This is a genomic window from Enterobacter quasiroggenkampii (assembly GCF_043972695.1).
Taxonomy (GTDB): Bacteria; Pseudomonadota; Gammaproteobacteria; order Enterobacterales; family Enterobacteriaceae; genus Enterobacter; species Enterobacter quasiroggenkampii.
Window position 1 is genome coordinate 286,126 of record NZ_CP143745.1, and the last position, 23,742, is coordinate 309,867.

Sequence of the window (23,742 nt, forward strand, 5' to 3'; positions counted from 1 at the left end):
TCAATGTCCTGCAAGCTGATGGAGTGCGGTAATGACGCGGGTTGTGTCGTCATGAGTCATGTCCGGGAAAAGAGGGAGAGAACAAATACGCGCGCTATTCCATTCAGAATTCGGGAGCGATACATCAGGAAAACGCTCGCGGTAGTATTTTTGCGTGTGGGCCGCGCGGAAATGGAGGCCGGTACCGATGCCTTTCTCTTTCAACGCCGCCATCAGGTTGTCGCGTGAGATCCCGCAGCGCGCTTCATCAACGCGAATAATAAACAGGTGCCAGGCGTGCACGTGCGGCCATGACGGAATAGTGAGCGGCTGGAACGGCGTATCGGCAAGCTCCCGCAGGTAGCGTTCAGCGATTTCCTGGCGGCGTTTGTTGGCCTCTTTCAGTTTGCCTAACTGCACCAGCGCCAGCGCGGCGTTGATGTCCGCCAGGTTGTATTTATAGCCCGGCGCGATCACTTCCGCCTGCGGCGCGCGGCCGTGCGTCTGGCGATCATAGGCGTCTACGCCCAGGCCATGGAATTTCAGACTGCGGATCCGCTGTGCCAGCTGCGCGTTATCGGTGACCACCAGGCCGCCTTCCGCGCAGGTCATGTTTTTAATGGCGTGGAAGGAGAAAATTGCCGTTCCTTTCCAGCCCACGTGACGGTTTTTGTAGTACGTTCCGGCGGCATGAGCCGCATCTTCAATCACCGGAATACCGTGACGTTCACCGATGGCATGGATAGCGTCGATTTCACACGGCGCGCCGGCATAGTGAACGGGAATAATGGCTTTAGTGCGCGGGGTAATGGCGGCTTCAACGGCTTCTGGCGTCACCATTAATGTGTCTTTATCCACATCAATCATGACTGGCGTGGCGCCCAGCAATACGATCATATTCAGCGTGGACACCCAGGTCTGGGAAGGGGTAATGACTTCATCGCCCGGGCCAATATCCAGCGCCATCAGCGTAACGTGCATGCCCGCGGTGGCGGAACAGACGGCAATCGCATGCTGATTCCCGGTAAGTTGACAGAATGCCTCTTCAAGCTCCTGATTCTTAGGCCCCGTGGTGATCCAGCCCGACATCAAAACGTCCTGAAGCGCCGCAATTTCCTCAGCGCCCATCGACGGTCGCGAAAAAGGCAGAAAATCACTCATTATTAATTTCCTTGCAATCAAAATGGCACGTTTTTGATATTAACCAAATGCTGGCCCGTTTATTTCAACGAACCATAAACTTATATCAAAGTATCTCTCTTTCCTTAGGGAAAAATTAAGACAGCGTTTACAACGCTATAAGACAACTAGCAGCCAATTGAAAAACAACAAGTTAATTTAATATTAAATATTTTTGATGTGATCTTCCGCAACATTTTGAAATGGGATCATTTAAACCATACATCAACAAACAAAAAAAATCCCGGCCATTTCAAAATAATATGAAATAGCCGGGAACTTTTCTTTTTAGTTAATTGTCGCGCTTATTACAGGTTATCTGGAAAGTTTTTCGGTAATTCACTGGCCGCACAGGCGATCACGCTTTCGTTATTGGCGCCGCAGTCACGTACAAAGGTGATAGTGGCAAATTCATCAATCACTTCCGTTGGATACGCCGGGCCCGCATCACGGTAGCTGTTCATCAGTGGAATATGATCGTTCTGGAAGCAGACGGTTTTTTCCGGGTTGTTCATGACCCAGCGCGGGAAGAAGATGGTGCCGTGGAACAGTTTGTCGCCCAGGTTCACAATCAAGCTGACGTCGGTACCGGTTGGCTCGGTCCAGGAAATTTTATAGATGCTCTCCCCTACCCGCACGATGTAAGCCTGCTGATCTTTCACCCAACGGTTTGCCACCAGACCGCTGTGAATACGGTAATCCAGGGTCGTCTCATTTTTGACGTAAATCTCGTAGTTCCAGCCGTTGTCGTAGGTATAAACAAGGTGTTTGCCAACGAAGCCGCTTAAGTCGTGTTTGTCGAAGGTGTTCATAAGATGTCTCCTTTGTTTTGATGAGACGATCGTACCCCTTCAAAAAATGAATGAATAACGCTATGTTTTAATCAAATTCATCCAAATTTTAGATAAATTATGCACAAGACGACGCTTGAACAATGGTCTTTACTGGCGAAAGTGGTCGAAGCGGGCAGCTTTGCCCGAGCGGCGGAAGAAACGCACCGCAGTCAGTCTTCCGTGAGCTATAACCTGTCGCTGCTGCAGGAGCGGCTGGGCGTGGCCCTCCTGGTGCCGGAAGGACGACGGGCGGTGTTGACGCCGGCAGGAGAACTGCTGCTCAACCAGGTTAAACCGCTGCTGAAAGCCTTTTCGTACGTTGAGACGCGCGCAGCGACCCTTCGCAACGGAATGCGCACGCGGCTGGATCTGGTGGTGGATTCCATTTTCCCCCGCCGCCGCCTGTTTGCCATTCTGCGCCAGTTCCAGCAGCAGTATCCGCAAACTCAGGTACGACTCACCGAGGTGCTGGAAAACACCCGGGACGATGCCATTAACGACGAAGCCGATGTGATGGTCCTCACCCGCCGCCAGGACATGACCGGGCTCGGCGAATGGCTGATGAATATCGACTTTGTTGCCGTGGCCCACCATCAGCACCCCCTCTTTGACCTCGACGCACCGCTTAACGACGACATGCTACGCCCGTGGCCGCTCATTCAGATTGCGGACAGCCAGCCCGCCGCGCGCGCGGCCGGTGAGTCATGGACCTTCTCCACCATCGATGCCGCCATTGAGGCCGTCCTCTCTCAGGTCGGCTACGGCTGGCTGCCGGAGGAACGCATCCAGACTCAGCTGGATCAAGGCATCCTGAAACGCCTGCCGCTGAGCCACGGTGCACGCCGAGCGACGCCGCTTCACCTGATTGTTAAGCGCTCCCTCGCCCCGCTTGACGAGCAGGTGGAGACGCTGCTGCGCCTTTTTAGCCAGGAGCCGTCATCCTCACCTGCTACGCTTTAAGGTCCGAACGTTAAAACGATAAGGAGCGGATGATGAAAATCGACTTTACGGGGAAAGTGGCGCTGGTGACCGCCTCAACCGGCGGGATCGGGTTCACCATCGCCAGAGGGCTGGCAGAAAGCGGTGCCGAGGTGATCGTCAATGGCCGCAGCACGGAATCGGTGAACAAAGGCATTCAGCAGCTGCAGCAGGTGGTGCCGGGCGTCCAGGTGCGCGCCGCGATTGCCGATCTCAGCACGGCGGAAGGGGTCGAGTCGCTGCTGAAGGTGGCGAATAACGTCGACATTCTGGTTAACAACGCCGGGATTTACGGCCCGCAGGATTTCTATTCCACCGACGATGAAACCTGGGAGCGTTACTGGCAGACCAACGTGATGTCCGGCGTGCGTCTGTCCCGCGCCTTGCTGCCAGGCATGGTGCAAAAAGGCTGGGGGCGGGTGGTGTTTATCTCCTCCGAGTCGGCCTGCAATATCCCGGCGGATATGATCCACTACGGGGTGACCAAAACGGCGCAGCTCTCGCTGGCGCGCGGGCTGGCGAAGTTCGTGGCGGGAAGCGGCGTGACGGTCAACAGCGTCTTGCCGGGGCCAACGATGTCGGACGGTTTCGCAGAGATGATGAAGGATGAAATCGAAAAAACCGGTAAATCGCTGGAGCAGCTGGCGAAAGAGTTTGTGATGGCCAACCGCCCCAGCTCGGTGATACAGCGCGCGGCCACGGTTGAAGAGGTGGCCAATATGGTGATTTATGTCTGTTCGCCCCAGGCTTCCGCCACCTCGGGCGCGGCGCTGCGCGTCGACGGCGGCGTCGTGGATGACATCATCTGAGGCGGTCAGGCTGCACTGCCTGCAACCCGACGGGCAGTAATGTAGTGCGCCTGCCAGTAAGCATCCGTCAGGGTTGAGACCGTGACGCCCTGGCTGCTTGAGGCATGAATGAACTGGCTATTGCCAATATAAACGCCGACATGCCTGCGGTTCGGACCCGTCTGGAAGAACACCAGATCTCCGGGCCTCAGGCGATATTGCGTCACCTGCACCCCGCGGTGGATCTGCTCGCCGGTCGTGCGCGGTAAATTAAGATGCGCCGCATCGCTGAACAGGTGCTGCATGAGCGCGGAGCAATCCACCCCGCGGCGCGTGGTACCGCCCCACTGATACTGGGTTCCCTTCCACTTTTGGTATTGATCGAGCATGCGCGAGCGCAGCGGGCCCGTATCCTGTTGCATCAGCGCAGATTTCGCTGGCGAGACTGCCAGTTCATGGTTCATCGATAACATCGACGCGGGAAGTTGAAAACTGAATGCAGAAAACGACGCAAAACTTAACGTAAGGATTGAAATAAACGATCTAAGAGTCATATCAAGAAAGAGGTAGTGAGTGAGTTTTTCCTTACCTGTGGGGGCCAAAGGGTTCCCCTAAATATCGTGCGATGTGGCGATAATATAGACAGATTGTTTTTTCACCAATTCTTATCGAGGCCAAAATTGGACTCACTTTGAGATCGCAAGATCGAGAAAAAAATGGTGGTGATGTAAGGACTGTCCTGGTAAAGCAGGTAAACTGATCCACAGAATGTGTATTTCAGCTAAGACGTATTTATGACCAATATGATTGCCGACGAGACGGTGGCGAAATCCAGCGTGCTCTCTGTCTTTGACTTTGATGGGACGTTAACGCACCACGACAGCTTTATCCCTTTCCTGCGCTTTGCCTTCGGGAAACGTTACTTCGCGGGCCGCCTGGTGCGCATGGCGCTGCCCACGCTCCACTGCGTGCGTCGCAAGCTGACGCGCGATGAGCTAAAGGAAGTGCTGATTAAAACGTTCCTGACGGGCGTGGATGAACACTGGTTGCGCCAGCAGGCGGAAGCGTTTTGCGAAAAATACTGGAACAAGCTGATGCGCCCCGAAGGGGTTCTGGCCGTGGCGGCCGAGGTGAATTCCGGTGCGGAGGTGACCATCTGTTCCGCGTCTCCGGCACTGGTGCTTCAGCCGTGGGCTGACAAACTGGGCATTAAGCTGATTGGCACGCAGCTGGAAGTGAAAAACGGCAAGCTGACGGGGCGCATCACGGGCCACAACTGCCGCTGCGCCCAGAAGGTGGCCAGGCTGGAAAAAGTGTATGGCGATCTGAACGCCTATCACCTGCGCGCCTGGGGAGACACCCGCGGCGATCACGAGCTGCTGGCAGCGGCGCAGGATCCGCACTGGCGGCACTTCCACCCGCCGCGCAAGCGCCGGAATTCACCGATTAAGGGTTAGGTGCGGTCTGGTGCCCTCACCCCAGCCCTCTCCCACAGGGAGAGGGAGAAAACCAAACTGTAGGCCCGGTAAGCGAAGCGCCACCGGGCGGAACATCAGGCCTCACGTTTCCCCGGGAACATCACGCTCGCAATAATTCCCAGCGCCAGCACGCCCAATACCACAAACAGGCTGGCCGTCGCGCCAATGCTGTACCCGTGATGCCAGAAGTGATCGGTGGCATTTAACCCCAGCTTAAACGCCACGAAGAACAGCAGCAGCACCACGGCTTTCTCGAGGTGCACCAGATACTGCTTCAGCGCTTCCAGCACGAAGTAAAGCGTACGCAGACCGAGAATAGCGAACATCATGGCGCTGTAGATAATCAACGGCTCGCGGCTCACGGCAATAATGGCCGGCACGGAGTCAAACGCGAACATCACGTCAGAGAGTTCGACCACGGCCACGCACAGCAATAGCGGCGTCGCATAGCGCTTCGCCTTCTTCACGCGTCCGACCATCACGTCCTGGTTTTCCGGCTTTTCAAGCTCCGCATCCACCTCTTTCTGCGTCAGAATAAAGGCATTGCTGCTGATTTTCGGCCAGACCGGATAGAAGCGTTTTACCAGGCGATAGGCGAGATGACCCGAGTAATCTTCCACTTCGTCACTCTCTTCATTACGTCTGAGCATCATCACCGCCGTCCAGCCGACGACCAGCGCGAAAATCACTTCGACGTAGGGCCCCAGGCTTAACAGGCTGGTGCCGATAGCCACGAAAATACCGCGGAAGACAATCGCCCCCAGCACGCCCCAGTAGAGCACGCGGTGACGGTACTTATCCGGTACGCCAAACCAGGCGAAGATCGCCATCATCACGAACAGGTTATCGACGGAGAGCACCTCTTCCAGCGCATAGCCGGTAAGGAACAGGCTCGCCATCTCGGCGCCGTGGTGAACGTACAGGAACCCGGCGAAGGCCATCGCCATCATGACCCAGAAGATGGACCACATTGCGGCGCTTTTCAGCGAGATCGGTTTGTCGTGACGGTGCATAAAGAGGTCGATAAACATCGCCCCAACGGCCATCACCACAAAGACAACAACGGTTTCCGTCGGGAAACCGAGATGAGCAGCAGACATACAAAACCCTTTTGGCAGACAAAACACAGAACCATGCAAACTGGCGTAAACCAGGAACGAAACAGGGCGGGCCGTTAATCAGCCTCTTCACCCTTAAAGCCGCAGCCCAATCGGCTACGCAAGGAGGGGGTACTTTACCTTACCAGGCGGGGATTGCGCATCTGCCGTTTAGGCGCTCATGCCACGCAAACGCTGCAACACCGCGACCAGAACCGCCACAGACCAGCCTACCATCAACGCGCCCACCAGTCCTTCTACCCCGCCGATGAGCCGCCAGTGCTGGGGTAACGTGACGTCGCCGTACCCTACCGTCGCATAGCTCACCAGCGAAAAGTAGAAGCTGGTGTTCCAGTCATTAAACGCGTCGATGACAAAATAAAACGCCGCAAACAGCCCGGCTTCCAGGAGATGGGCGAAAATCATAGAGATCACGATGCCGACATTGCGTAAAACAATGCGTACCGCAGAATCGACCTCTAACGTAATGAATTTTAAAACGCCAAACATCCACAGCGAATGAATCACCACGGTTAGGGTAAGCAAAATAATAATGCTGATTAGCTGCATGGTACGTGCTCTGACCAAAAGGAGTATGGCCCCGCGAACGCGGCAGGGCATCTGGTCGAAGCTTAGTCGAAGGGAGAGGAAAAGTTGGTGCAATAATTGCGTTACGTGATTATTTCTCTGCCAGCACGTCCGGCTTGCGGCAGGTCATCAGCCTTGAGCGATATCCGCAGCGCACTATCTGTGAGTCACCTCTTATTTACATCATTTAAACCTTCCATTAACTGGATAAAAAGAACGCGCCGTCGCTATAGTGGTTTTGTTTAATAAAACTAAGTTGTACCTAATAAAACAAAGAACACACCCTGCGAGGATACAATGACAGAACATTTACGTAACGGCGCGACCGCCACCGAGGACATAGAAAGAGAGACGATGCGGAAGGTGATCTGGCGTATTCTCCCGTTTCTGATTGTCAGTTACCTGGTCTCGATTATCGATCGCGGGAATATCGGCATGGCTTCGCTGCAGATGAATGAGGACCTTGGCCTCAGCAAAGCGGCGTTTGGCTTCGCCAGCAGCCTTTACTTCGTGGCCTATTTTTTGTTTGAGGTTCCCAGTAACCTGGCCATGCAGAAAGTCGGTGCCCGGCTGTGGATACCGCGCATTATGATCAGCTGGGGCATCGTCTCCATGGGCATGGCGCTGGTTCAAAATACCACCTCGCTCTATATCGTCCGCTTTCTCCTCGGGGCAGCGGAAGCAGGCTTCTTCCCGGGCGTCGTGCTGTATCTGACCTGGTGGATCCCTGCCCGCTACCGCGCGCGCATTATTGCGTCCTTTATGGTCGCCATCCCGCTCGCTAACTTCATCGGCTCCCCGCTTTCCGGGTTGATACTGTCGCTGGATGGCTGGCTGGGTCTTCGCGGCTGGCATCTGCTGTTCATTATTGAAGGCTTACCTGCGGTACTGCTGGGTATTGCGGCCTGGTTTATTCTCCGGGATCGCCCTCATCAGGCGAAATGGCTCGGTGATGAACAGAAAAAGTGGCTGGAAACCACGCTTGAGACCGAGCGGAGCCAGCAAAAGAACATTGGACATCAGACGACGTGGCAGTTGCTGAAGCATCGTCAGATCTGGCTGATGGCGCTGATTTACGCGGGCGCATCGTCCGCGGGCACCACGATCAGCGTCTGGTCTCCTCAACTGCTGAAATCCTTCCATCTCGATAATCTTGAGACAGGTCTGTTTAACGCTATCCCTTACGGTCTGGCATCGGTTCTGATGATTGTCTGGGGACGACACTCCGATCGCACCAACGAACGCCGCTGGCATACCGCGCTGACGCTGTTCATGATTGCCGCCGGCGTGTTCGCTGCCTTTGTAAACGTCTCGCTCTTTGCCACTATCGTGATCCTGAGCATTATCCTGACAGGTGCGTATGCTGCGAAAGGGCCTTTCTGGGCGCTGGCATCCGGCTGGATGAGCAGCTCCTCGGCGGCGGCAGGGCTGGCCGCGATTGGCGCCATCGCGAACCTGATTGGCGGGGTGGTCATGGTAAATGCCTACGGCATAATCAGCGAGCAGACGGGCAGCTACACGCTGGCTATGCTTCCGCTGGCCGCGCTGTGCCTGGCCGGGGGTATCGCGGTACTCATTATGGGACGGCAGGCCCGCAACGCTCAGCTACACGAAAAACAGGTCACGCATTCGTGATGACAGAAGCGGGACACGTGTCCCGCTTCTGCGTTTAAAGATTGTCTTCCGCCGCGTCGCTCGTTTCACCAAAGAACTGCTGACAGAAGGGCTTACTGGCTCCCATTTTCTGCGACAGACGGCTGGCCGCCACCTTCATCAAAGGCCCTATCTCCTTCTCACGACGATCTTCCGTCAGCCGTGAGATGGGGCCGGTCAGGGCTAACGCCGCAACCAGCTTGTCGTGAACGCCGAAGACAGGCATTGCAAACGCCGCGGTGTGGGGATCGCGTGCGCCTGACGTGTAGAAAGGGAGTTCAGCGTCTCCCTCCGGCAGGCTCTCATTGAGCCCCCAATGGCGCAAGACCTTACTGATGGCCGAATTATCGAGCGGGAACTGGCTGCCGGGAAGATTGCTGTGTCGCAGGCCGTGCGACGCTTCCGCGCGAAACAGGCAAAGGCGCTGCCCACCCTCCAGCACATACCAGCTGGCACTTTCCTGAGACGCCAGGGAGAGCGCCTGAAGCTCTGGCTGAACCACCCGCGAAAGATGGAAAGATTGTTCATACAGCTTGCCGAGGTAAAGCAGACGTGGGCCAAGCGCATAATTGCCGTCTTCATGCCTGACGACGTAATTCATCCGTTCAAGAGAATTCATCAAGCGGTAAACCGTGGTTTTGTGATAACCCGACAGCTGTGCCAGCGCGGTCAGCGTCAGGCTCTCATCCCCAGGACGGAAGCAATCCAGTAAAGCCAGCGCTTTTTCAACCGCTACAACGCCTTCATTCCCCATCATTATCTCCTTGTTAGCCCGGCAGTGAGTGTACCTCAAATTTTGTGAGTCACTTCGTGTTTACATCACAAACGCCACCTCGGGTCTGGCTAAAAGGAAAGCAACACCGCTATAGTTGTTTTGTTCTGTACACCTGAGTTGTACTAAGTAAAACAATATGGAGGCATTCATGTCCGTTTCTGAAAAAAAACCGATTAATCGCCAGTTCGAACGCGTTTCTGCCGAGGACGTTCGTCGGGCTGCCGAGTATCAGGCAGCCATTCTGGCCGACGTGGCTGGTCGCCGCGGTACGCTTCACGGTCGCATCAAACCGCTGGCTCCTCACATGTCCGTTGCGGGTCCGGCCATCACCGTGGAAGTCCGTCCGGGTGATAATCTGGCGATTCATGCCGCGATGGCGGTTGCGCAACCCGGCGATGTCCTGGTCGTCGATGGCAAAGGCGACCTGAGCTGCGCGCTGCTGGGCGAAATCATGGCCACTCAGGCTCAGGCGAGCGGCATTGCGGGCATCATTATTGACGGCGCTGTACGTGACGCCGATTCCCTGAGCAAAGGTCACTACCCTGTCTTTTCTGCCGGTCTGAACCCCTGCGGCCCGACAAAGTTAATTTCTGGCCGGGTTAATCATCCCATTTCAGTCGCCGGGGCGACGGTTCAGGCCGGGGATCTGGTTGTCGCGGATATCGACGGCGTGGTCGTCATCCCGCGCGATGAGGTTCAGCAGGTTATCGCGCTGGCAAAAGAAAAGCTGGAGATGGAGACCCGGCGTCTTGCCGCCATCCGTGAAGGCGATTTGCGTCCACACTGGCTTGATGACGCGCTTCGTAAGGCAGGTATGTTAGCTGACGGGGAGACGCTGTGATGGGGGGCAAAGACGTAGTTTTGGTTACCGGAAGCGACCTGGCGGAGCAGGCCATGGTGATGCTGCAGGGCTTTGAGGTGGTGTTTGCGGGCCGCCAGCCGACAGAAGATGACCTGATCGCGCTGTGTGAACGACACAATCCCGTGGCGATTCTGGTTCGTTACGGCCGGATCACCGCGAAAGTCATGGATGCCGCCCCGGCTCTGCAGGTTATTTCCAAGCACGGAAGCGGGATCGATGTGATAGACCAGACGGCAGCGGCCGAGCGCAATATCGCCGTCCGCGCGGCCCCAGGCGCAAACGCGGCGGCAGTGGCTGAACATACCTGGGCGCTGATCCTCGCCTGCGCAAAGTCCGTGGTGCCTCTGGACAAGCGGTTACGAGACGGGCACTGGGATAAGGCGACGCATAAATCCATTGAGCTGGAGGGATTAACCCTGGGGCTAATCGGATTGGGCGCTATCGGCTCGCGCGTGGCAACTATTGGTCATGCCTTCGGTATGAAGGTGCTGGCTTACGATCCTTATGCTAAGTCCATGCCCGCCCTGTGCGAACGCGCAGAGACGCTGACCGGACTTCTTTCCCGTTCCGATGTCATCTCTTTGCACTGTCCGCTAACCGATGAGAATCGGGGAATGATCAATAGCGAGACGCTCGCACACTGCAAGCGGAACGCCATTCTGGTCAATACGGCACGCGGTGGACTGATCCACAGTGAATCGTTACTGGCGGCGCTCCGGGATGGCACGCTGCACAGCGCAGCGCTGGACAGCTTTACCCACGAGCCGCTGACGGCGCCGCACCTCTGGCAGTCCGTAGAAAACGTGGTTATTTCACCGCATATCGGCGGCGTTACCGCCGCGTCATACATCAAGATGGGGACCGTGGCCGCGAGCAATATTCTGGCCGTGACTGACGCCACCACCGTCAGCCCGTAAAGCCAAGCGTGACGAGTGGCAGCGCGCTGATGTCACTTGTCTTCTGCCAGCGCCTGAGCACATGCCCAGGCACTTGCCCATGCCCACTGGAAGTTGTATCCGCCGAGCCAGCCGGTCACATCCATCACTTCGCCAATAAAATAGAGCCCCGGCACGTTGCGCGCTTCCATGGTGCGGGAAGAGAGCTCGTTCGTGTCGACCCCGCCCAGCGTGACTTCCGCGGTGCGGTAGCCCTCCGTGCCGTTTGGCTGCACGCGCCAGTTTGTCAGGGTCTCCACCAGCGTCTCCTGTTCGCGGCTGTTAAGCTGCTTAAGCGACACGTCGGGGATCTGCCCCAGCACCTGCAAACACTCCACCAGACGCTTCGGCAGCTGCATTGCCAGCGTGTTTTTCAGGCTTTGATTCGGGTGCGCGGTACGCTGCTCGTTGAGGAACGCATCGAGATCGCAGTCCGGGAGCAGGTTAACCGTGACAAACTCCCCCGGCTGCCAGTAGCTGGAGATTTGCAGTACCGCCGGGCCGGAGAGGCCGCGATGGGTAAAGAGCAGGTTTTCGCGAAACACCGTGCCGTCTTCGGCGGTGATAACGGAGGGAACAGACACGCCAGACAGCGTCTGAAGCTGTTCCAGAAGCGGTTTATGCAGCGTGAACGGCACCAGCCCGGCGCGCGTAGGCAAAACGTTCAGGCCAAACTGTTCGGCAATCTTATAGCCGAACGGGGAAGCGCCCAGCCCCGGCATAGAGAGGCCGCCGCTGGCGATCACCAGATTATCGGCAATGACGGTTTCGCCGTTGAGCTGCAGCGTGTAGCCCTGGTCGTCGCGGGAAACCTCCAGCACCTCTGTGCGCAGGCGCATGACCACGCCGCCCTTCTCGCACTCGGCCACCAGCATATCGACAATCTGCTGCGCGGAGTCGTCGCAGAATAGCTGGCCCAGCGTCTTCTCATGCCATGCGATACCGTGCTTTCCCACCAGGTCGATAAAGTCCCACTGGGTATAACGCGCCAGCGCAGATTTACAAAAATGACGGTTTTGGCTCAAATAGGCCGCGGGTTCAACATACAGGTTAGTAAAGTTGCAGCGCCCGCCGCCGGACATCAGGATCTTACGGCCTGGCTTTTTACCGTTATCCAGCAGCAGCACGCGACGACCCGCCTGTCCGGCCATTGCCGCACAAAACATACCCGCCGCACCGGCGCCAATTACCACGGCATCAAACCTTTCCACGTCAAAACCCTCTTTGTTAACTGCCGCGGATTGTAAAGTTTCCTCTGTGGTCACACCAGCGTAAAAAGATATTACAAAGCCATTCCATTGAAATTTAAAGAATATCCTTTCAGGCACTTTTCTCAATTCAGGTGGTATGTCAAAAAAAGTCTATATTTCACTTTGCCCGTTGCGCATTTGTCCTGGATAATGCGCCGCGTTCATGTCCTCAAAATGGCGTAACGTCCTATGCTACATTTGTTTGCCGGCCTGGATTTACATACCGGGCTTTTACTCTTGCTTGCTCTGGTTTTTGTACTGTTTTACGAAGCGATCAACGGCTTCCACGACACTGCAAACGCAGTAGCGACGGTTATCTACACTCGCGCAATGCGATCGCAGCTTGCGGTTGTTATGGCGGCGGTATTTAACTTTTTTGGTGTCCTCCTGGGCGGACTGAGCGTTGCGTATGCCATTGTGCATATGCTGCCAACAGATCTGCTGCTTAACGTAAGTTCTGGCCATGGCCTCGCTATGGTGTTCTCAATGCTGCTTGCTGCAATTATCTGGAACCTCGGTACCTGGTATTTCGGCCTGCCTGCATCCAGTTCTCACACTCTCATCGGCGCGATTATCGGTATCGGGTTAACCAACGCCCTCATGACCGGTACATCGGTTGTTGATGCGTTAAATATCCCGAAAGTACTGGGGATCTTTGCCTCTCTCATCGTCTCCCCTATCGTGGGTCTGGTGGTGGCAGGCGGGCTGATCTTCATCCTGCGTCGTTACTGGAGCAATACCAAAAAACGCTCCCGTATTCACCTGACGCCAGCAGAGCGTGAAAAGAAAGACGGCAAGAAAAAGCCGCCATTCTGGACGCGTATCGCCCTGATCATTTCCGCTATCGGTGTGGCTTTCTCACACGGCGCGAACGATGGTCAGAAAGGCATTGGTCTGGTGATGCTGGTACTGATCGGCGTTGCTCCGGCAGGCTTCGTGGTTAACATGAACGCCTCCGGCTACGAAATCACCCGGACCCGTGATGCGGTCAACAACGTTGAAACCTATTTCCAGCAGCACCCTGAGCTGCTGAAAAAAGCGACCGGCGTTGACCAGTTGATCCCGTCTCCGGAAGCCGGTGCTACCACCGCGCCTGGCGAATTCCACTGCCATCCGGCAAACGCGATTAACGCGCTGGAACGTGCCAAAGGCATGCTGGGGAATATCGAAAGTTATGACAAACTGACCGTTGAGCAGCGTGGTCAGCTGCGTCGCATTATGCTGTGCATCTCTGATGTAACGGATAAAGTGGCGAAGCTGCCTGACGTGAATGCTGACGACCAGCGTCTCCTGAAGAAACTGAAAGGCGATATGCTCAACACCATTGAGTACGCGCCAATCTGGATCATCATGGCGGTCGCACTGGCACTCGGTATCGGTACGATGATTGGCTGGCGCCGTGTGGCGACCACCATCGGCGAGAAGATCGGTAAGAAAGGCATGACCTATGCGCAGGGTATGTCCGCGCAGATGACGGCGGCAGTATCTATCGGTCTGGCGAGCTACACCGGTATGCCGGTATCCACCACCCACGTACTCTCCTCGTCCGTGGCAGGTACCATGATTGTTGACGGTGGCGGCCTGCAGCGCAAAACCGTGACCAACATTCTGATGGCCTGGGTGTTCACCCTTCCGGCATCCATCCTGCTGTCTGGCGGGCTGTACTGGATTTCGCTGAAGCTGATTTAATCGGTTGAAGGCGACAAAAAAGCGGGTCAGGAAACTGACCCGCTTTTTTTATGCTCAGTGCCAAATCATCAATGCAATCATGCTGACCACGACCAGGCCACACAGGGCGCTGGTTAAAATGAACTGACGACGCAGGCGCTCGCAGCGACGGATAAACTCTTCATCGTGATGATCGCGGTAGCGCTGGTAGTAAATATATCCCACCAGACGCATCTGTTTGCTGGGCTGTCCATGCGAGGTGAAGAACCCTCCACCGTCCACATACTGATAAAGCAACGGATCGCAACCACGAAGTACCACTAACAGCGCACGTAACGATGAGAAGTAGCGCGCCATATTCACTATGCAAACCACGCATAACGCCCAAAACAATGCGACGGTGCTAATCATACATCCTCCCCGGCGTCCGCCCACGAAGCAAGGCTTCTGAGCTACCGCACCCCAATGCCCTGACAGACAGTTCAGTGAAAGAATGACCAAAAGTCGATCCGGTTCGCGTTTTAATATCCGAACGGCTCATTTAATAGTGTAGGAGATCCGTTAATTTTTTTGCCACAAGGTTAATCGTTATCAACACCAAAGCTTGAAAAATATGTTTAACTGGGCCGTAATGAAAGCATCAGACGACGGCTTTCCCATTTAGTCATCGATAACTTAAGGAAGGAGTAACACTATGGCTTACAAACACATTCTCATCGCGGTAGACCTCTCCCCGGAGAGCAAAGTGCTGGTTGATAAAGCGGTATCCATGGCACGTCCCTACAACGCGAAAGTTTCGCTGATTCACGTTGATGTGAATTACTCCGACCTCTACACCGGTCTGATCGACGTCAATCTGGGCGATATGCAGAAGCGTATCTCCGAAGAGACGCACCACGCCCTGAGCGAACTGTCCACTAACGCAGGCTACCCGATTACCGAAACCCTGAGCGGCAGCGGCGACCTGGGCCAGGTACTGGTTGATGCGATCAAGAAATATGACATGGACCTGGTGGTGTGCGGTCACCATCAGGACTTCTGGAGCAAGCTGATGTCTTCCGCGCGCCAGCTGATTAACACCGTTCACGTGGATATGCTGATTGTTCCACTGCGTGACGAAGAAGACGAGTAAGTGCAAAAAAGCCCGGTGGCGCTAACGCTTGCCGGGCCTACAAGCGGCACGAAATGTAGGCCGGGTAAGGCGAAGCCGCCACCCGGCTTTTTTTATTCCGGCGTGCCTGAGTAGATATCAAACCGGTGCCCTTTGGTGGTCACCGCATTGGTCGTGGCAACGTCCGCCAGCGGCGGCGCATAGTCAGGGCGCTTTACCACCACCCGCTTCGTCGCCAGCTGACGAGCCGGCGCCAGCAGGCCATCCGCATCCAGATCAGGCCCCACCAGAGACTGAAACACCCGCATCTCTTTCTTCACCAGCGCGCTTTTCTGCTTGTGCGGAAACATCGGGTCGAGATAGACCACCTGCGGGCGCGGGCTGATATCGGTCAGCGCCGTCAGGCTCGAGGCGTGGATCAGCTGCAATCGTTCCTGCAACCACGGGCCGATTTCCGGGTCCGCGTATCCACGGCTCAGACCGTCGTCGAGCAGGGCCGCCACCACCGGGTTACGTTCCAGCATCCGCACCCGACAGCCGACAGACGCCAGCACAAACGCATCGCGCCCCAGCCCCGCCGTGGCATCGACCACGTCCGGCAGATAGCTTCCTTTAATCCCAACCGCTTTAGCCACCGCTTCGCCGCGACCGCCGCCGAACTTGCGCCGGTGCGCCATGGCCCCACCGACAAAATCGACGAAAATCCCGCCGAGCTTCGGTTCGTCGCGCTTGCGTAACTCCAGATGCGCTGTGGTCATCACCAGCGCCATCGGGTTTTCATCATCGTGCTCCAGCCCCCAGCGGGCGGCCAGAACAGATAAGGCGCCGTCTCCGGCGCCCGTTTCATCCACTAAGCAGATCTTCACGTAACAATCAGCCTTTGATCCCGTAATGCTCAAGCATCGCATCCAGCTGCGGCTCGCGTCCGCGGAAGCGTTTGAACAGCACCATTGGCTCTTCGGAACCGCCGCGGGTCAGGATATTGTCGAGGAACGACTGGCCGGTTTCGCGGTTGAAGATCCCCTCTTCTTCGAAACGAGAGAAGGCATCCGCCGCCAGCACGTCGGCCCACAGGTAGCTGTAGTAACCCGCCGCGTAACCGCCTGCAAAGATATGGCTGAACGCGTGCGGGAAGCGGCCCCAGGTTGGCCCAGGAATAACGGCAACCTGCTTTTTAATCTCGGCCAGGGTTTCAAGAATTTTCGCGCCCTGCTCCGGGCTGAACTCGGCGTGCAGGCGGAAATCGAACAGGCCGAACTCCAGCTGACGCAGGATAAACATCGCCGCCTGGTAGTTTTTCGCTGCCAGCATTTTATCCAGCAGTTCTTTCGGCAGTGGTTCGCCGGTCTCATAGTGACCGGAGATAAACGCCAGCGCGTCCGGCTCCCAGCACCAGTTTTCCATAAACTGGCTCGGCAGTTCGACCGCATCCCACGGCACACCGCTGATGCCTGCCACGCCTGCGGTTTCGATGCGGGTCAGCATATGGTGCAGACCGTGACCGAACTCGTGGAACAGGGTGATCACTTCGTCGTGGGTAAAGAGCGCAGGTTTGCCGTTTACCGGACGGTTGAAGTTACAGGTCAGGTAGGCGACCGGCTTCTGCAGAGAACCGTCTGCTTTACGCATCTGGCCCACGCAGTCGTCCATCCACGCCCCGCCGCGCTTGTTCTCACGCGCGTAGAGATCGAGGTAGAAGCTGCCGCGCAGTTCGTTTTTCTCGTCATACAGTTCGAAGAAGCGCACGTCCGGGTGCCAGACGTCGATATCGGTACGCTCTTTGGCGGTGATGCCATAGATGCGCTTCACTACTTCAAACAGGCCGTTAACGGCTTTGTTTTCCGGGAAATACGGGCGCAGCTGCTCGTCGCTGATGCTGTAGAGGTGCTGCTTCTGTTTTTCGCTGTAGTAAGCAATGTCCCACGGCTGCAGCTCGTCCACGCCGAACTCCGCTTTCGCGAAGGCGCGCAGCTGGGCCAGCTCTTTTTCACCCTGTGGACGGGCGCGTTTCGCCAGATCGGTCAGGAAGTCGAGCACCTGCTGCGGATTTTCCGCCATTTTGGTGGCGAGGGATTTATCGGCGTAGTTTTCGAAGCCCAGCAGTTGGGCCAGCTCGTGGCGCAGGGCGAGGATTTCCGCCATGACCGGGCTGTTGTCCCACTTACCGGCATTCGGCCCCTGATCGGAAGCGCGGGTGCTGTAGGCGCGGTACATCTCTTCGCGAAGCGCCTGGTTGTCGCAGTAGGTCATTACCGGCAGATAGCTCGGGATATCCAGGGTTAGCAGGAAGCCGTCCTGCTCTTTCGCCTCGGCCTGCGCTTTTGCCGCCGCCAGAGCGCTTTCCGGCATGCCGGAAAGCTCCGCTTCGTCGGTGATCAGCTTCGTCCAGCCCATGGTGGCGTCGAGCACGTTGTTGCTGTACTGGTTGCCCAGCTCAGACAGGCGCGCGGCGATTTCACCGTAGCGGGTCTGCTTCTCTTTTGGCAGGCCAATCCCGGACAGCTCAAAATCACGCAGGGCGTTATCGACCGATTTTTTCTGCGCCGTGTTCAGTTCGGCATAATGGTCACCGTCGCGCAGGTCGCGGTAGGCTTTGTAGAGCCCTTCGTGCTGGCCGACCCAGGTGCTGTACTCAGAGAGCAGCGGCAGGGTTTGCTCGTAGGCTTCACGCAGCTCCGGGCTGTTTTTTACCGAGTTCAGGTGGCTTACCGGGGAGAAGATACGCCCCAGCACGTCGTCCACTTCGGCCAGCGGCTGACACAGATTTTCCCAGGTGTACGGCGCGCCCTGCGCTACCACGCTTTCTACCGCCGCGCGGCAGTTGTCCAGGGATTGCGTAACGGCTGGAACCACATGCTCGGGGAGGATTTTAGAAAACGGCGGCAACGAAAAAGGCGTCAGTAATGGATTGGTCATAAACGCTGTCCTGTTGAATAAGATGAATGAAGCGCGCATCCGGCGCTGTGCATATGCGATCTAGAATGGGGTTAAGTGTAGAGGATTTCAATGCCGGACGTTGTCGAAAAGAGCCCGGTGGCGCTGCGCTTACCGGGCCTACGGGTAATCTGCGCCGTTCTGCTGTAAACTGTGGCAAATCGTCAATTCAGCGGAATATCATTACCCATGCTCAGTTATCGCCACAGCTTCCACGCAGGCAACCACGCCGACGTCCTTAAACACACCGTTCAGAGCCTGATCATCGAATCGCTCAAAGAGAAAGAGAAGCCGTTTCTCTATCTGGACACCCACGCGGGCGCGGGCCGTTATCAGCTGAGCGGTGAGCATGCCGAGCGTACCGGTGAATACCTGGAAGGGATCGCCCGCATCTGGCAGCAGGACGACCTGCCTGCCGAGCTGGAGCCGTATATCGGCGTGGTGAATCACTTCAACCGCAACGGCCAGCTGCGCTACTACCCGGGATCCCCGCTGATTGCCCGCCAGCTGCTGCGCGAGCAGGACAGCATCCAGCTGACCGAGCTGCACCCGAGCGACTTCCCGCTGCTGCGCTCTGAATTCCAGAAAGACAGCCGCGCCCGCGTGGAAAAAGCCGACGGCTACCAGCAGCTGAAAGCCAAGCTGCCGCCGGTCTCCCGTCGCGGCCTGGTGCTGATCGACCCGCCGTACGAAATCAAAACCGACTATCAGGCGGTGGTGACCGGCATCCACGAAGGCTACAAACGCTTCGCCACCGGGACATACGCCCTGTGGTATCCGGTGGTGCTGCGTGCGCAAATTAAGCGCATGATCAAGGACCTGGAAGCCACCGGCATCCGCAAAATTCTGCAGATCGAGCTGGCGGTACGTCCGGACAGCGACCAGCGCGGCATGACCGCCTCAGGCATGATCGTCATTAACCCGCCGTGGAAGCTCGAAGCGCAGATGAACAACGTGCTGCCGTGGCTGCATAAAACGCTGGTGCCAGCCGGTACGGGCCATACCTCCGTCAGTTGGATCGTCCCGGAGTAATCGCAGCCATCGGTGGAAACTATTGATTTCAGGTATACAATCGCGGCAATTCACGATTAAGGACAAAAGCTATGACTAAGCATTATGACTACATCGCCATCGGCGGCGGCAGCGGCGGCATCGCCTCCATCAACCGCGCGGCCATGTACGGCCAGAAGTGCGCGCTGATTGAAGCCAAAGCGCTGGGCGGCACCTGTGTGAACGTGGGTTGTGTACCGAAGAAGGTCATGTGGCATGCGGCGCAAATCCGTGAAGCTATCCACATGTATGGCCCGGACTACGGCTTTGACACTACCATCAATCACTTCGACTGGGACAAGCTGATCGCCAGCCGTACCGCCTACATCGACCGTATTCATACCTCGTACGACAACGTGCTGGGCAAAAATAACGTCGACGTTATCCACGGTTTCGCTCGCTTTGTTGATGCGAAAACGATCGAAGTAAACGGTGAGACGATCACCGCCGATCACATCCTGATCGCTACCGGTGGTCGCCCAAGCCACCCGAACATCCCGGGCGTGGAATACGGCATCGACTCCGACGGTTTCTTCGAACTGCCTGCCCTGCCAAAACGCGTTGCCGTGGTGGGCGCGGGTTACATCGCGGTGGAGCTGGCTGGCGTGATTAACGGTCTGGGTGCCGAAGCGCACCTGTTCGTGCGTAAACACGCGCCGCTGCGCAGCTTCGATCCGCTGATTGTTGATACGCTGGTTGAAGTGATGAACACCGAAGGTCCAACCCTGCATACCAACGCCGTGCCAAAAGCGGTCGTGAAAAATGCAGACGGCAGCCTGACGCTGGAGCTGGAAGATGGCCGCAGCCAGACCGTCGATTGCCTGATCTGGGCGATTGGCCGTGAACCGGCTAACGATAACTTCAACCTGGGCGTGACCGGCGTGAAAACCGACGATAAAGGCTATATCGTCGTCGATAAATTCCAGAACACCAGCGTACCGGGCATTTACGCGGTCGGCGACAATACCGGTGCGGTTGAGCTGACCCCGGTGGCCGTTGCGGCGGGTCGTCGTCTTTCCGAGCGCCTGTTTAACAACAAGCCGGACGAGCATCTGGACTACAGCAACATCCCGACCGTGGTCTTCAGCCACCCGCCTATCGGCACCGTCGGCTTAACCGAGCCGCAGGCGCGCGAGCAGTATGGCGACGACCAGGTGAAAGTGTATAAATCGGCCTTCACCGCGATGTATACCGCCGTCACCTCGCACCGTCAGCCGTGCCGCATGAAGCTGGTCTGCGTCGGTCCGGACGAGAAGATTGTCGGTATCCACGGCATCGGCTTCGGCATGGACGAGATCCTGCAGGGCTTCGCCGTGGCGCTGAAGATGGGCGCAACGAAGAAAGATTTCGATAACACCGTGGCAATCCACCCAACGGCGGCGGAAGAGTTTGTGACCATGCGTTAAGGGCTTTTCGCAGGAAAGCACGTCATCAAAACTGGCCTTTGCGGGCCAGTTTTTTTATATGGCTCGATAATTTAAAGACAAAGCATCATCATCCCAGCGAATATAAAATCATCATCACGCTAAAAAGGAATTGAGATGAAAGCGCTTATCGGGTTGACCCTACTTCTTTTTTGCTTTGCTGCCTCCTCATCTGATCAAATCACCTTCTGGGATACCCCTCAGCACGGTGGAAACAGCTTTAACCGCCTGCCGCCCACACAGGAATACTATGATGCGCTGCGTGGCTATGGCGCGACGTGGGTTCGCCTCTCTTATGATAAATGGAAACCTGCCGGGAGAGATTTTCTTCTCGGCAACGCCGACGGTTACCGTGGGCTCGAGGCCGCAGACCTCGCGACGCTCAAAGCCTCCATCAGGAAAGCCCACGCGGCCGGGCTACAGGTCGTTATTGCCCCACTCTCTTTACCCGGCATGCGCTGGGCGCAAAATAACAATAACCAGTTTGATGACCGCATCTGGCAGGATAAAAAATACTGGCAGGAAGCCGCTCAGTTCTGGCGTGATTTGGCCCAGGCCCTGAAGGACGAACCGGGCATTGCGGCCTGGAACCTGGTCAATGAACCCGCGCCTGAAAAAAGAGGCAACATTAGCGAGCAGGCGTCGCCAGAGGCGTTAAGAACCTGGTATCAGCAGCAGCAAAGCACGGCGCGTAACCTTCCCGCTCTCTACAATCAGATTATTGCCGCCATCCGCGAGGTCGATGCCACCACACCGATTATGGTCGATGGAGGCTGGTACGCCTCCGCGCGTGGTTTTTCTGGCTGGCCGTCCGCGCTTGAGGATAAGCGGGTGCTCTACAGCTTCCACATGTACGAGCCCTATGATTTCACCAGTGCGCCAAATGCACGCCGCAAAGTGCCGTTCGACTATCCCGGCATGGTCACGTTCGGCGGTAAAAAGGTGAAATGGGACGCTACGGCCATAGAGAAATGGATGAACGCGCCCTTTGACTGGGCGAAACAGCACGGTATTCCGGCCAACCGGGTTGTCGCGGGAGAGTTTGGCTGCGTTCGCACGCTGCAGGGCTGCAGGCAGTGGCTTAATGATGTCCTGACCGTCCTCGACAAACATCATGCACACTGGGCATTTTATGCGTTTCGTGAAGATGCCTGGGACGCCATGGACTATGAGCTGGGGGAAAAACCGGTGCCGTGGTCCTACTGGAAAGCCATTGAGGATAACGCCCCTGATACGCTCAAGCGCCATTCCACCGAGGAATTTGAACCGATTGCTACGCGGCTAAAACAAGGCCTTTGATCCGGGATACTCGCCTCTTGTTCAGTAGCCTCTCCTGGAGAGGCTACTGTTAACATACATAAATCGTTGCAAAACGAATGCTCCGAAAATAGTGATCTACCGCACATATTCCTCCCCCTCTACCGAAGCGAATGTCTACGCTTATAAGACGCCCGGATAAACCTGTCTTTTGAACACACAACCGGAGGTCCTTATCACCATGTTCAACCAGAAACTACAGGCTACTGAGAACATCGAGTTCGAGATTGCAGAAGAACTGCGCTACGAGACCGATCCCTGCGAGTTGAAACTGGATGAAATGATTGAGGCGGAGCCGGAACCCGAAATGATCGAGGGGCTACCCGCCTCCGATGCGTTGACGCCCGCAGACCGCTATCTTGAACTGTTCGAGCATGTGCAGTCGACGCGGCTGTTTGCGGATAGCAAAACCTTCCCCGACTGCGCGCCGAAAATGGATCCGCTGGATATCCTGATCCGCTACCGCAAGGTCAGACGCCACCGGGACTTCGACCTGCGCCAGTTTGTGGAGAACCACTTCTGGATGCCGGAAACGTTCGGCACCGAGTATGTCTCCGACCCGGGCCTCTCCCTCAAGGAGCACATTGATAACCTGTGGCCGGTGCTGACGCGCGAGCCGCAGGATCATATTCCCTGGTCTTCCCTGCTGGCGCTGCCGCAGGCCTATATCGTTCCCGGCGGACGATTCAGCGAGACCTACTACTGGGATTCCTATTTCTCCATGCTGGGGCTGGCGGAGAGCGGTCGTAACGACCTGCTGAAGTGCATGGCGGACAACTTCGCCTGGCTGATTGAACGCTACGGGCATATCCCCAACGGCAACCGTACCTATTATCTCAGCCGCTCCCAGCCGCCGGTCTTTGCGCTGATGGTTGAGCTGTTTGAGGAGGACGGCGTGCGCGGTGCAAAACGCTATCTGGATCACCTCAAAATGGAGTACGCCTTCTGGATGGACGGCGCGGAGTCGCTGCTGCTTAACCAGGCCTACCGCAGCGCCGTGCGCATGCCGGACGGTTCATTGCTCAACCGCTACTGGGATGACCGTGATACCCCGCGCGACGAATCGTGGATTGAGGACGTGGAAACCGCGCGCCACTCAGGGCGACCGCCAAACGAGGTCTATCGCGACCTGCGGGCGGGGGCAGCGTCCGGCTGGGACTATTCGTCCCGCTGGCTGCGCGATCCGTCGCGGCTCGCCAGCATCCGCACGACGCAGTTTATCCCCATCGACCTGAACGCCTTCCTGTTCAAGCTGGAAAGCGCCATTGCCAACATTTCGGCGTCGAAAGGGGACAAAGAGACGGCCGACCTGTTCCGCCAGAAAGCCAGCGATCGTCGCGAGGCGGTGAACCGCTATCTGTGGGACGAGGAGAGCGGCTGTTACCGCGACTACGACTGGCGACGTGAAGAGCTGGCACTGTTTTCTGCCGCCAGCATCGTGCCGCTGTATGTCGGTATGGCGACCCATGAGCAGGCTGAGCGCCTGTCGGATGCGGTCAAGGCGCGACTGCTCACGCCGGGCGGGATTCTGGCGACCGAGTATGAAACCGGCGAGCAGTGGGATAAACCCAACGGCTGGGCGCCGCTGCAGTGGATGGCGATTCAGGGGTTCAAGCAGTATGGCAACGACTCGCTGGGGGATGAGATCGCCTGGAGCTGGCTGCATACGGTGAACCATTTTTATCAGACGCATCATAAGCTGATTGAGAAGTACCACATCGCCAGCAGCACGCCGCGCGAAGGTGGCGGGGGTGAGTATCCGCTGCAGGACGGTTTTGGCTGGACAAACGGCGTAGTGCGGCGGCTGATTGGGTTGTATGGGGAGCCTTGAATAGGGTGCGGT

Annotated in this window: 22 protein-coding genes; 12 read left to right on the top strand and 10 right to left on the bottom strand. The window is 56.7% G+C overall.

Going from position 1 to position 23,742, the window contains the following annotated elements:
* Together arnB and V1572_RS01485 are read right to left on the bottom strand one after the other, a co-directional pair.
* Positions 1 to 1,140, bottom strand: a complete 1,140-nt coding sequence (arnB, locus tag V1572_RS01480; RefSeq protein ID WP_048027756.1) for a UDP-4-amino-4-deoxy-L-arabinose aminotransferase — start codon at positions 1,138 to 1,140, stop codon at positions 1 to 3.
* Positions 1,141 to 1,466: 326 nt separating this feature from the next.
* The gene (locus V1572_RS01485) at positions 1,467 to 1,970 is read right to left on the bottom strand and encodes a phenolic acid decarboxylase (RefSeq protein WP_008503103.1); all 504 of its coding nucleotides are present in this window, start codon (positions 1,968 to 1,970) and stop codon (positions 1,467 to 1,469) included.
* 99 nt (positions 1,971 to 2,069) lie between these two features.
* Between V1572_RS01485 and V1572_RS01490 the strand changes: the two genes are divergently transcribed.
* Positions 2,070 to 2,951 (top strand): LysR family transcriptional regulator, encoded by an 882-nt coding sequence (locus V1572_RS01490; protein WP_045909043.1) that lies wholly within the window; start codon positions 2,070 to 2,072, stop codon positions 2,949 to 2,951.
* Positions 2,952 to 2,983: 32 nt separating this feature from the next.
* A complete protein-coding gene (locus V1572_RS01495) occupies positions 2,984 to 3,778 on the top strand; it encodes an SDR family NAD(P)-dependent oxidoreductase (protein ID WP_395299975.1) in 795 nt (264 codons plus the stop codon).
* A 5-nt stretch (positions 3,779 to 3,783) separates the two neighbouring features.
* On the opposite strand, the gene V1572_RS01500 is transcribed toward V1572_RS01495, so the two are convergent.
* Entirely contained in the window at positions 3,784 to 4,230 is a 447-nt protein-coding gene (locus V1572_RS01500) for an NlpC/P60 family protein (RefSeq protein WP_175481451.1), read from the bottom strand.
* A gap of 321 nt (positions 4,231 to 4,551) precedes the next feature.
* Between V1572_RS01500 and V1572_RS01505 the strand changes: the two genes are divergently transcribed.
* Entirely contained in the window at positions 4,552 to 5,214 is a 663-nt protein-coding gene (locus tag V1572_RS01505) for an HAD family hydrolase (protein WP_074180434.1), read from the top strand.
* 95 nt (positions 5,215 to 5,309) lie between these two features.
* Here V1572_RS01505 and V1572_RS01510 read toward each other — a convergent pair whose 3' ends face one another.
* Both V1572_RS01510 and V1572_RS01515 read right to left on the bottom strand, forming a co-directional pair.
* Entirely contained in the window at positions 5,310 to 6,335 is a 1,026-nt protein-coding gene (locus V1572_RS01510) for a TerC/Alx family metal homeostasis membrane protein (RefSeq protein ID WP_023616134.1), read from the bottom strand.
* Between the two features lie 168 nt (positions 6,336 to 6,503).
* Positions 6,504 to 6,902 carry a potassium channel family protein gene (locus tag V1572_RS01515; RefSeq protein WP_063622758.1) on the bottom strand — a complete coding sequence of 133 codons (399 nt, stop codon included), beginning with the start codon at positions 6,900 to 6,902 and terminating at the stop codon, positions 6,504 to 6,506.
* Positions 6,903 to 7,217: 315 nt separating this feature from the next.
* On the opposite strand from V1572_RS01515, the gene V1572_RS01520 reads away from it, so the two are divergent.
* On the top strand, positions 7,218 to 8,555 hold the full coding sequence (locus V1572_RS01520) for an MFS transporter (RefSeq protein ID WP_111967789.1): 1,338 nt from the start codon (positions 7,218 to 7,220) through the stop codon (positions 8,553 to 8,555).
* 34 nt (positions 8,556 to 8,589) lie between these two features.
* On the opposite strand, the gene V1572_RS01525 is transcribed toward V1572_RS01520, so the two are convergent.
* Complete coding sequence (locus V1572_RS01525; protein WP_126534909.1) at positions 8,590 to 9,327, bottom strand: IclR family transcriptional regulator; 738 nt, start codon at positions 9,325 to 9,327, stop codon at positions 8,590 to 8,592.
* A 169-nt stretch (positions 9,328 to 9,496) separates the two neighbouring features.
* Here V1572_RS01525 and V1572_RS01530 point away from each other — a divergent pair, with 169 nt between their 5' ends.
* Positions 9,497 to 10,189: an RraA family protein gene (locus tag V1572_RS01530; protein WP_023345059.1), complete on the top strand. Its 693-nt coding sequence runs from the start codon at positions 9,497 to 9,499 to the stop codon at positions 10,187 to 10,189.
* Positions 10,189 to 11,127, top strand: coding sequence for an NAD(P)-dependent oxidoreductase (locus V1572_RS01535; protein WP_048226311.1), 939 nt, complete (start codon positions 10,189 to 10,191; stop codon positions 11,125 to 11,127). Before V1572_RS01530 ends, V1572_RS01535 begins: the two co-directional genes overlap by 1 nt.
* 32 nt (positions 11,128 to 11,159) lie before the next feature.
* Here the strand turns inward: V1572_RS01535 and V1572_RS01540 are convergent, their stop codons facing one another.
* Positions 11,160 to 12,356: an NAD(P)/FAD-dependent oxidoreductase gene (locus tag V1572_RS01540; protein ID WP_395299654.1), complete on the bottom strand. Its 1,197-nt coding sequence runs from the start codon at positions 12,354 to 12,356 to the stop codon at positions 11,160 to 11,162.
* 228 nt (positions 12,357 to 12,584) lie between these two features.
* On the opposite strand from V1572_RS01540, the gene pitA reads away from it, so the two are divergent.
* Positions 12,585 to 14,084 (top strand): inorganic phosphate transporter PitA, encoded by a 1,500-nt coding sequence (gene pitA / locus V1572_RS01545; RefSeq protein WP_008503116.1) that lies wholly within the window; start codon positions 12,585 to 12,587, stop codon positions 14,082 to 14,084.
* A gap of 54 nt (positions 14,085 to 14,138) precedes the next feature.
* Here the strand turns inward: pitA and uspB are convergent, their stop codons facing one another.
* Positions 14,139 to 14,474 (bottom strand): universal stress protein UspB, encoded by a 336-nt coding sequence (gene uspB, locus V1572_RS01550; protein ID WP_003861224.1) that lies wholly within the window; start codon positions 14,472 to 14,474, stop codon positions 14,139 to 14,141.
* A 283-nt stretch (positions 14,475 to 14,757) separates the two neighbouring features.
* Here uspB and uspA point away from each other — a divergent pair, with 283 nt between their 5' ends.
* Entirely contained in the window at positions 14,758 to 15,195 is a 438-nt protein-coding gene (gene uspA, locus V1572_RS01555; RefSeq protein WP_003861223.1) for a universal stress protein UspA, read from the top strand.
* Positions 15,196 to 15,287: 92 nt separating this feature from the next.
* Here the strand turns inward: uspA and rsmJ are convergent, their stop codons facing one another.
* Both rsmJ and prlC read right to left on the bottom strand, forming a co-directional pair.
* On the bottom strand, positions 15,288 to 16,040 hold the full coding sequence (rsmJ, locus tag V1572_RS01560) for a 16S rRNA (guanine(1516)-N(2))-methyltransferase RsmJ (protein WP_262778961.1): 753 nt from the start codon (positions 16,038 to 16,040) through the stop codon (positions 15,288 to 15,290).
* A 7-nt stretch (positions 16,041 to 16,047) separates the two neighbouring features.
* Positions 16,048 to 18,090 carry an oligopeptidase A gene (prlC, locus tag V1572_RS01565; RefSeq protein WP_048027782.1) on the bottom strand — a complete coding sequence of 681 codons (2,043 nt, stop codon included), beginning with the start codon at positions 18,088 to 18,090 and terminating at the stop codon, positions 16,048 to 16,050.
* A gap of 207 nt (positions 18,091 to 18,297) precedes the next feature.
* Here prlC and V1572_RS01570 point away from each other — a divergent pair, with 207 nt between their 5' ends.
* The 4 genes from V1572_RS01570 to V1572_RS01585 all read left to right on the top strand — a co-directional run bounded on the left by V1572_RS01570 (position 18,298) and on the right by V1572_RS01585 (position 23,730).
* On the top strand, positions 18,298 to 19,140 hold the full coding sequence (locus V1572_RS01570) for a 23S rRNA (adenine(2030)-N(6))-methyltransferase RlmJ (RefSeq protein ID WP_008503119.1): 843 nt from the start codon (positions 18,298 to 18,300) through the stop codon (positions 19,138 to 19,140).
* A 71-nt stretch (positions 19,141 to 19,211) separates the two neighbouring features.
* The gene (gene gorA / locus V1572_RS01575; RefSeq protein ID WP_262778962.1) at positions 19,212 to 20,564 is read left to right on the top strand and encodes a glutathione-disulfide reductase; all 1,353 of its coding nucleotides are present in this window, start codon (positions 19,212 to 19,214) and stop codon (positions 20,562 to 20,564) included.
* 135 nt (positions 20,565 to 20,699) lie between these two features.
* Positions 20,700 to 21,881 carry a glycoside hydrolase family 5 protein gene (locus V1572_RS01580; RefSeq protein ID WP_395299655.1) on the top strand — a complete coding sequence of 394 codons (1,182 nt, stop codon included), beginning with the start codon at positions 20,700 to 20,702 and terminating at the stop codon, positions 21,879 to 21,881.
* A 199-nt stretch (positions 21,882 to 22,080) separates the two neighbouring features.
* Positions 22,081 to 23,730, top strand: a complete 1,650-nt coding sequence (locus tag V1572_RS01585; RefSeq protein WP_024908843.1) for an alpha,alpha-trehalase — start codon at positions 22,081 to 22,083, stop codon at positions 23,728 to 23,730.
* Positions 23,731 to 23,742 lie beyond the last annotated feature (12 nt).

Coding starts and splice junctions, on each gene's coding strand:
- arnB (WP_048027756.1), bottom strand. CDS start 1,140: ATGAGTGATTTTCTGCCTTTTTCGCGACCGTCGATGGGCGCTGAGGAA.
- V1572_RS01485 (WP_008503103.1), bottom strand. CDS start 1,970: ATGAACACCTTCGACAAACACGACTTAAGCGGCTTCGTTGGCAAACAC.
- V1572_RS01490 (WP_045909043.1), top strand. CDS start 2,070: ATGCACAAGACGACGCTTGAACAATGGTCTTTACTGGCGAAAGTGGTC.
- V1572_RS01495 (WP_395299975.1), top strand. CDS start 2,984: ATGAAAATCGACTTTACGGGGAAAGTGGCGCTGGTGACCGCCTCAACC.
- V1572_RS01500 (WP_175481451.1), bottom strand. CDS start 4,230: ATGTTATCGATGAACCATGAACTGGCAGTCTCGCCAGCGAAATCTGCG.
- V1572_RS01505 (WP_074180434.1), top strand. CDS start 4,552: ATGACCAATATGATTGCCGACGAGACGGTGGCGAAATCCAGCGTGCTC.
- V1572_RS01510 (WP_023616134.1), bottom strand. CDS start 6,335: ATGTCTGCTGCTCATCTCGGTTTCCCGACGGAAACCGTTGTTGTCTTT.
- V1572_RS01515 (WP_063622758.1), bottom strand. CDS start 6,902: ATGCAGCTAATCAGCATTATTATTTTGCTTACCCTAACCGTGGTGATT.
- V1572_RS01520 (WP_111967789.1), top strand. CDS start 7,218: ATGACAGAACATTTACGTAACGGCGCGACCGCCACCGAGGACATAGAA.
- V1572_RS01525 (WP_126534909.1), bottom strand. CDS start 9,327: ATGGGGAATGAAGGCGTTGTAGCGGTTGAAAAAGCGCTGGCTTTACTG.
- V1572_RS01530 (WP_023345059.1), top strand. CDS start 9,497: ATGTCCGTTTCTGAAAAAAAACCGATTAATCGCCAGTTCGAACGCGTT.
- V1572_RS01535 (WP_048226311.1), top strand. CDS start 10,189: ATGGGGGGCAAAGACGTAGTTTTGGTTACCGGAAGCGACCTGGCGGAG.
- pitA (WP_008503116.1), top strand. CDS start 12,585: ATGCTACATTTGTTTGCCGGCCTGGATTTACATACCGGGCTTTTACTC.
- uspB (WP_003861224.1), bottom strand. CDS start 14,474: ATGATTAGCACCGTCGCATTGTTTTGGGCGTTATGCGTGGTTTGCATA.
- uspA (WP_003861223.1), top strand. CDS start 14,758: ATGGCTTACAAACACATTCTCATCGCGGTAGACCTCTCCCCGGAGAGC.
- prlC (WP_048027782.1), bottom strand. CDS start 18,090: ATGACCAATCCATTACTGACGCCTTTTTCGTTGCCGCCGTTTTCTAAA.
- V1572_RS01570 (WP_008503119.1), top strand. CDS start 18,298: ATGCTCAGTTATCGCCACAGCTTCCACGCAGGCAACCACGCCGACGTC.
- gorA (WP_262778962.1), top strand. CDS start 19,212: ATGACTAAGCATTATGACTACATCGCCATCGGCGGCGGCAGCGGCGGC.
- V1572_RS01580 (WP_395299655.1), top strand. CDS start 20,700: ATGAAAGCGCTTATCGGGTTGACCCTACTTCTTTTTTGCTTTGCTGCC.
- V1572_RS01585 (WP_024908843.1), top strand. CDS start 22,081: ATGTTCAACCAGAAACTACAGGCTACTGAGAACATCGAGTTCGAGATT.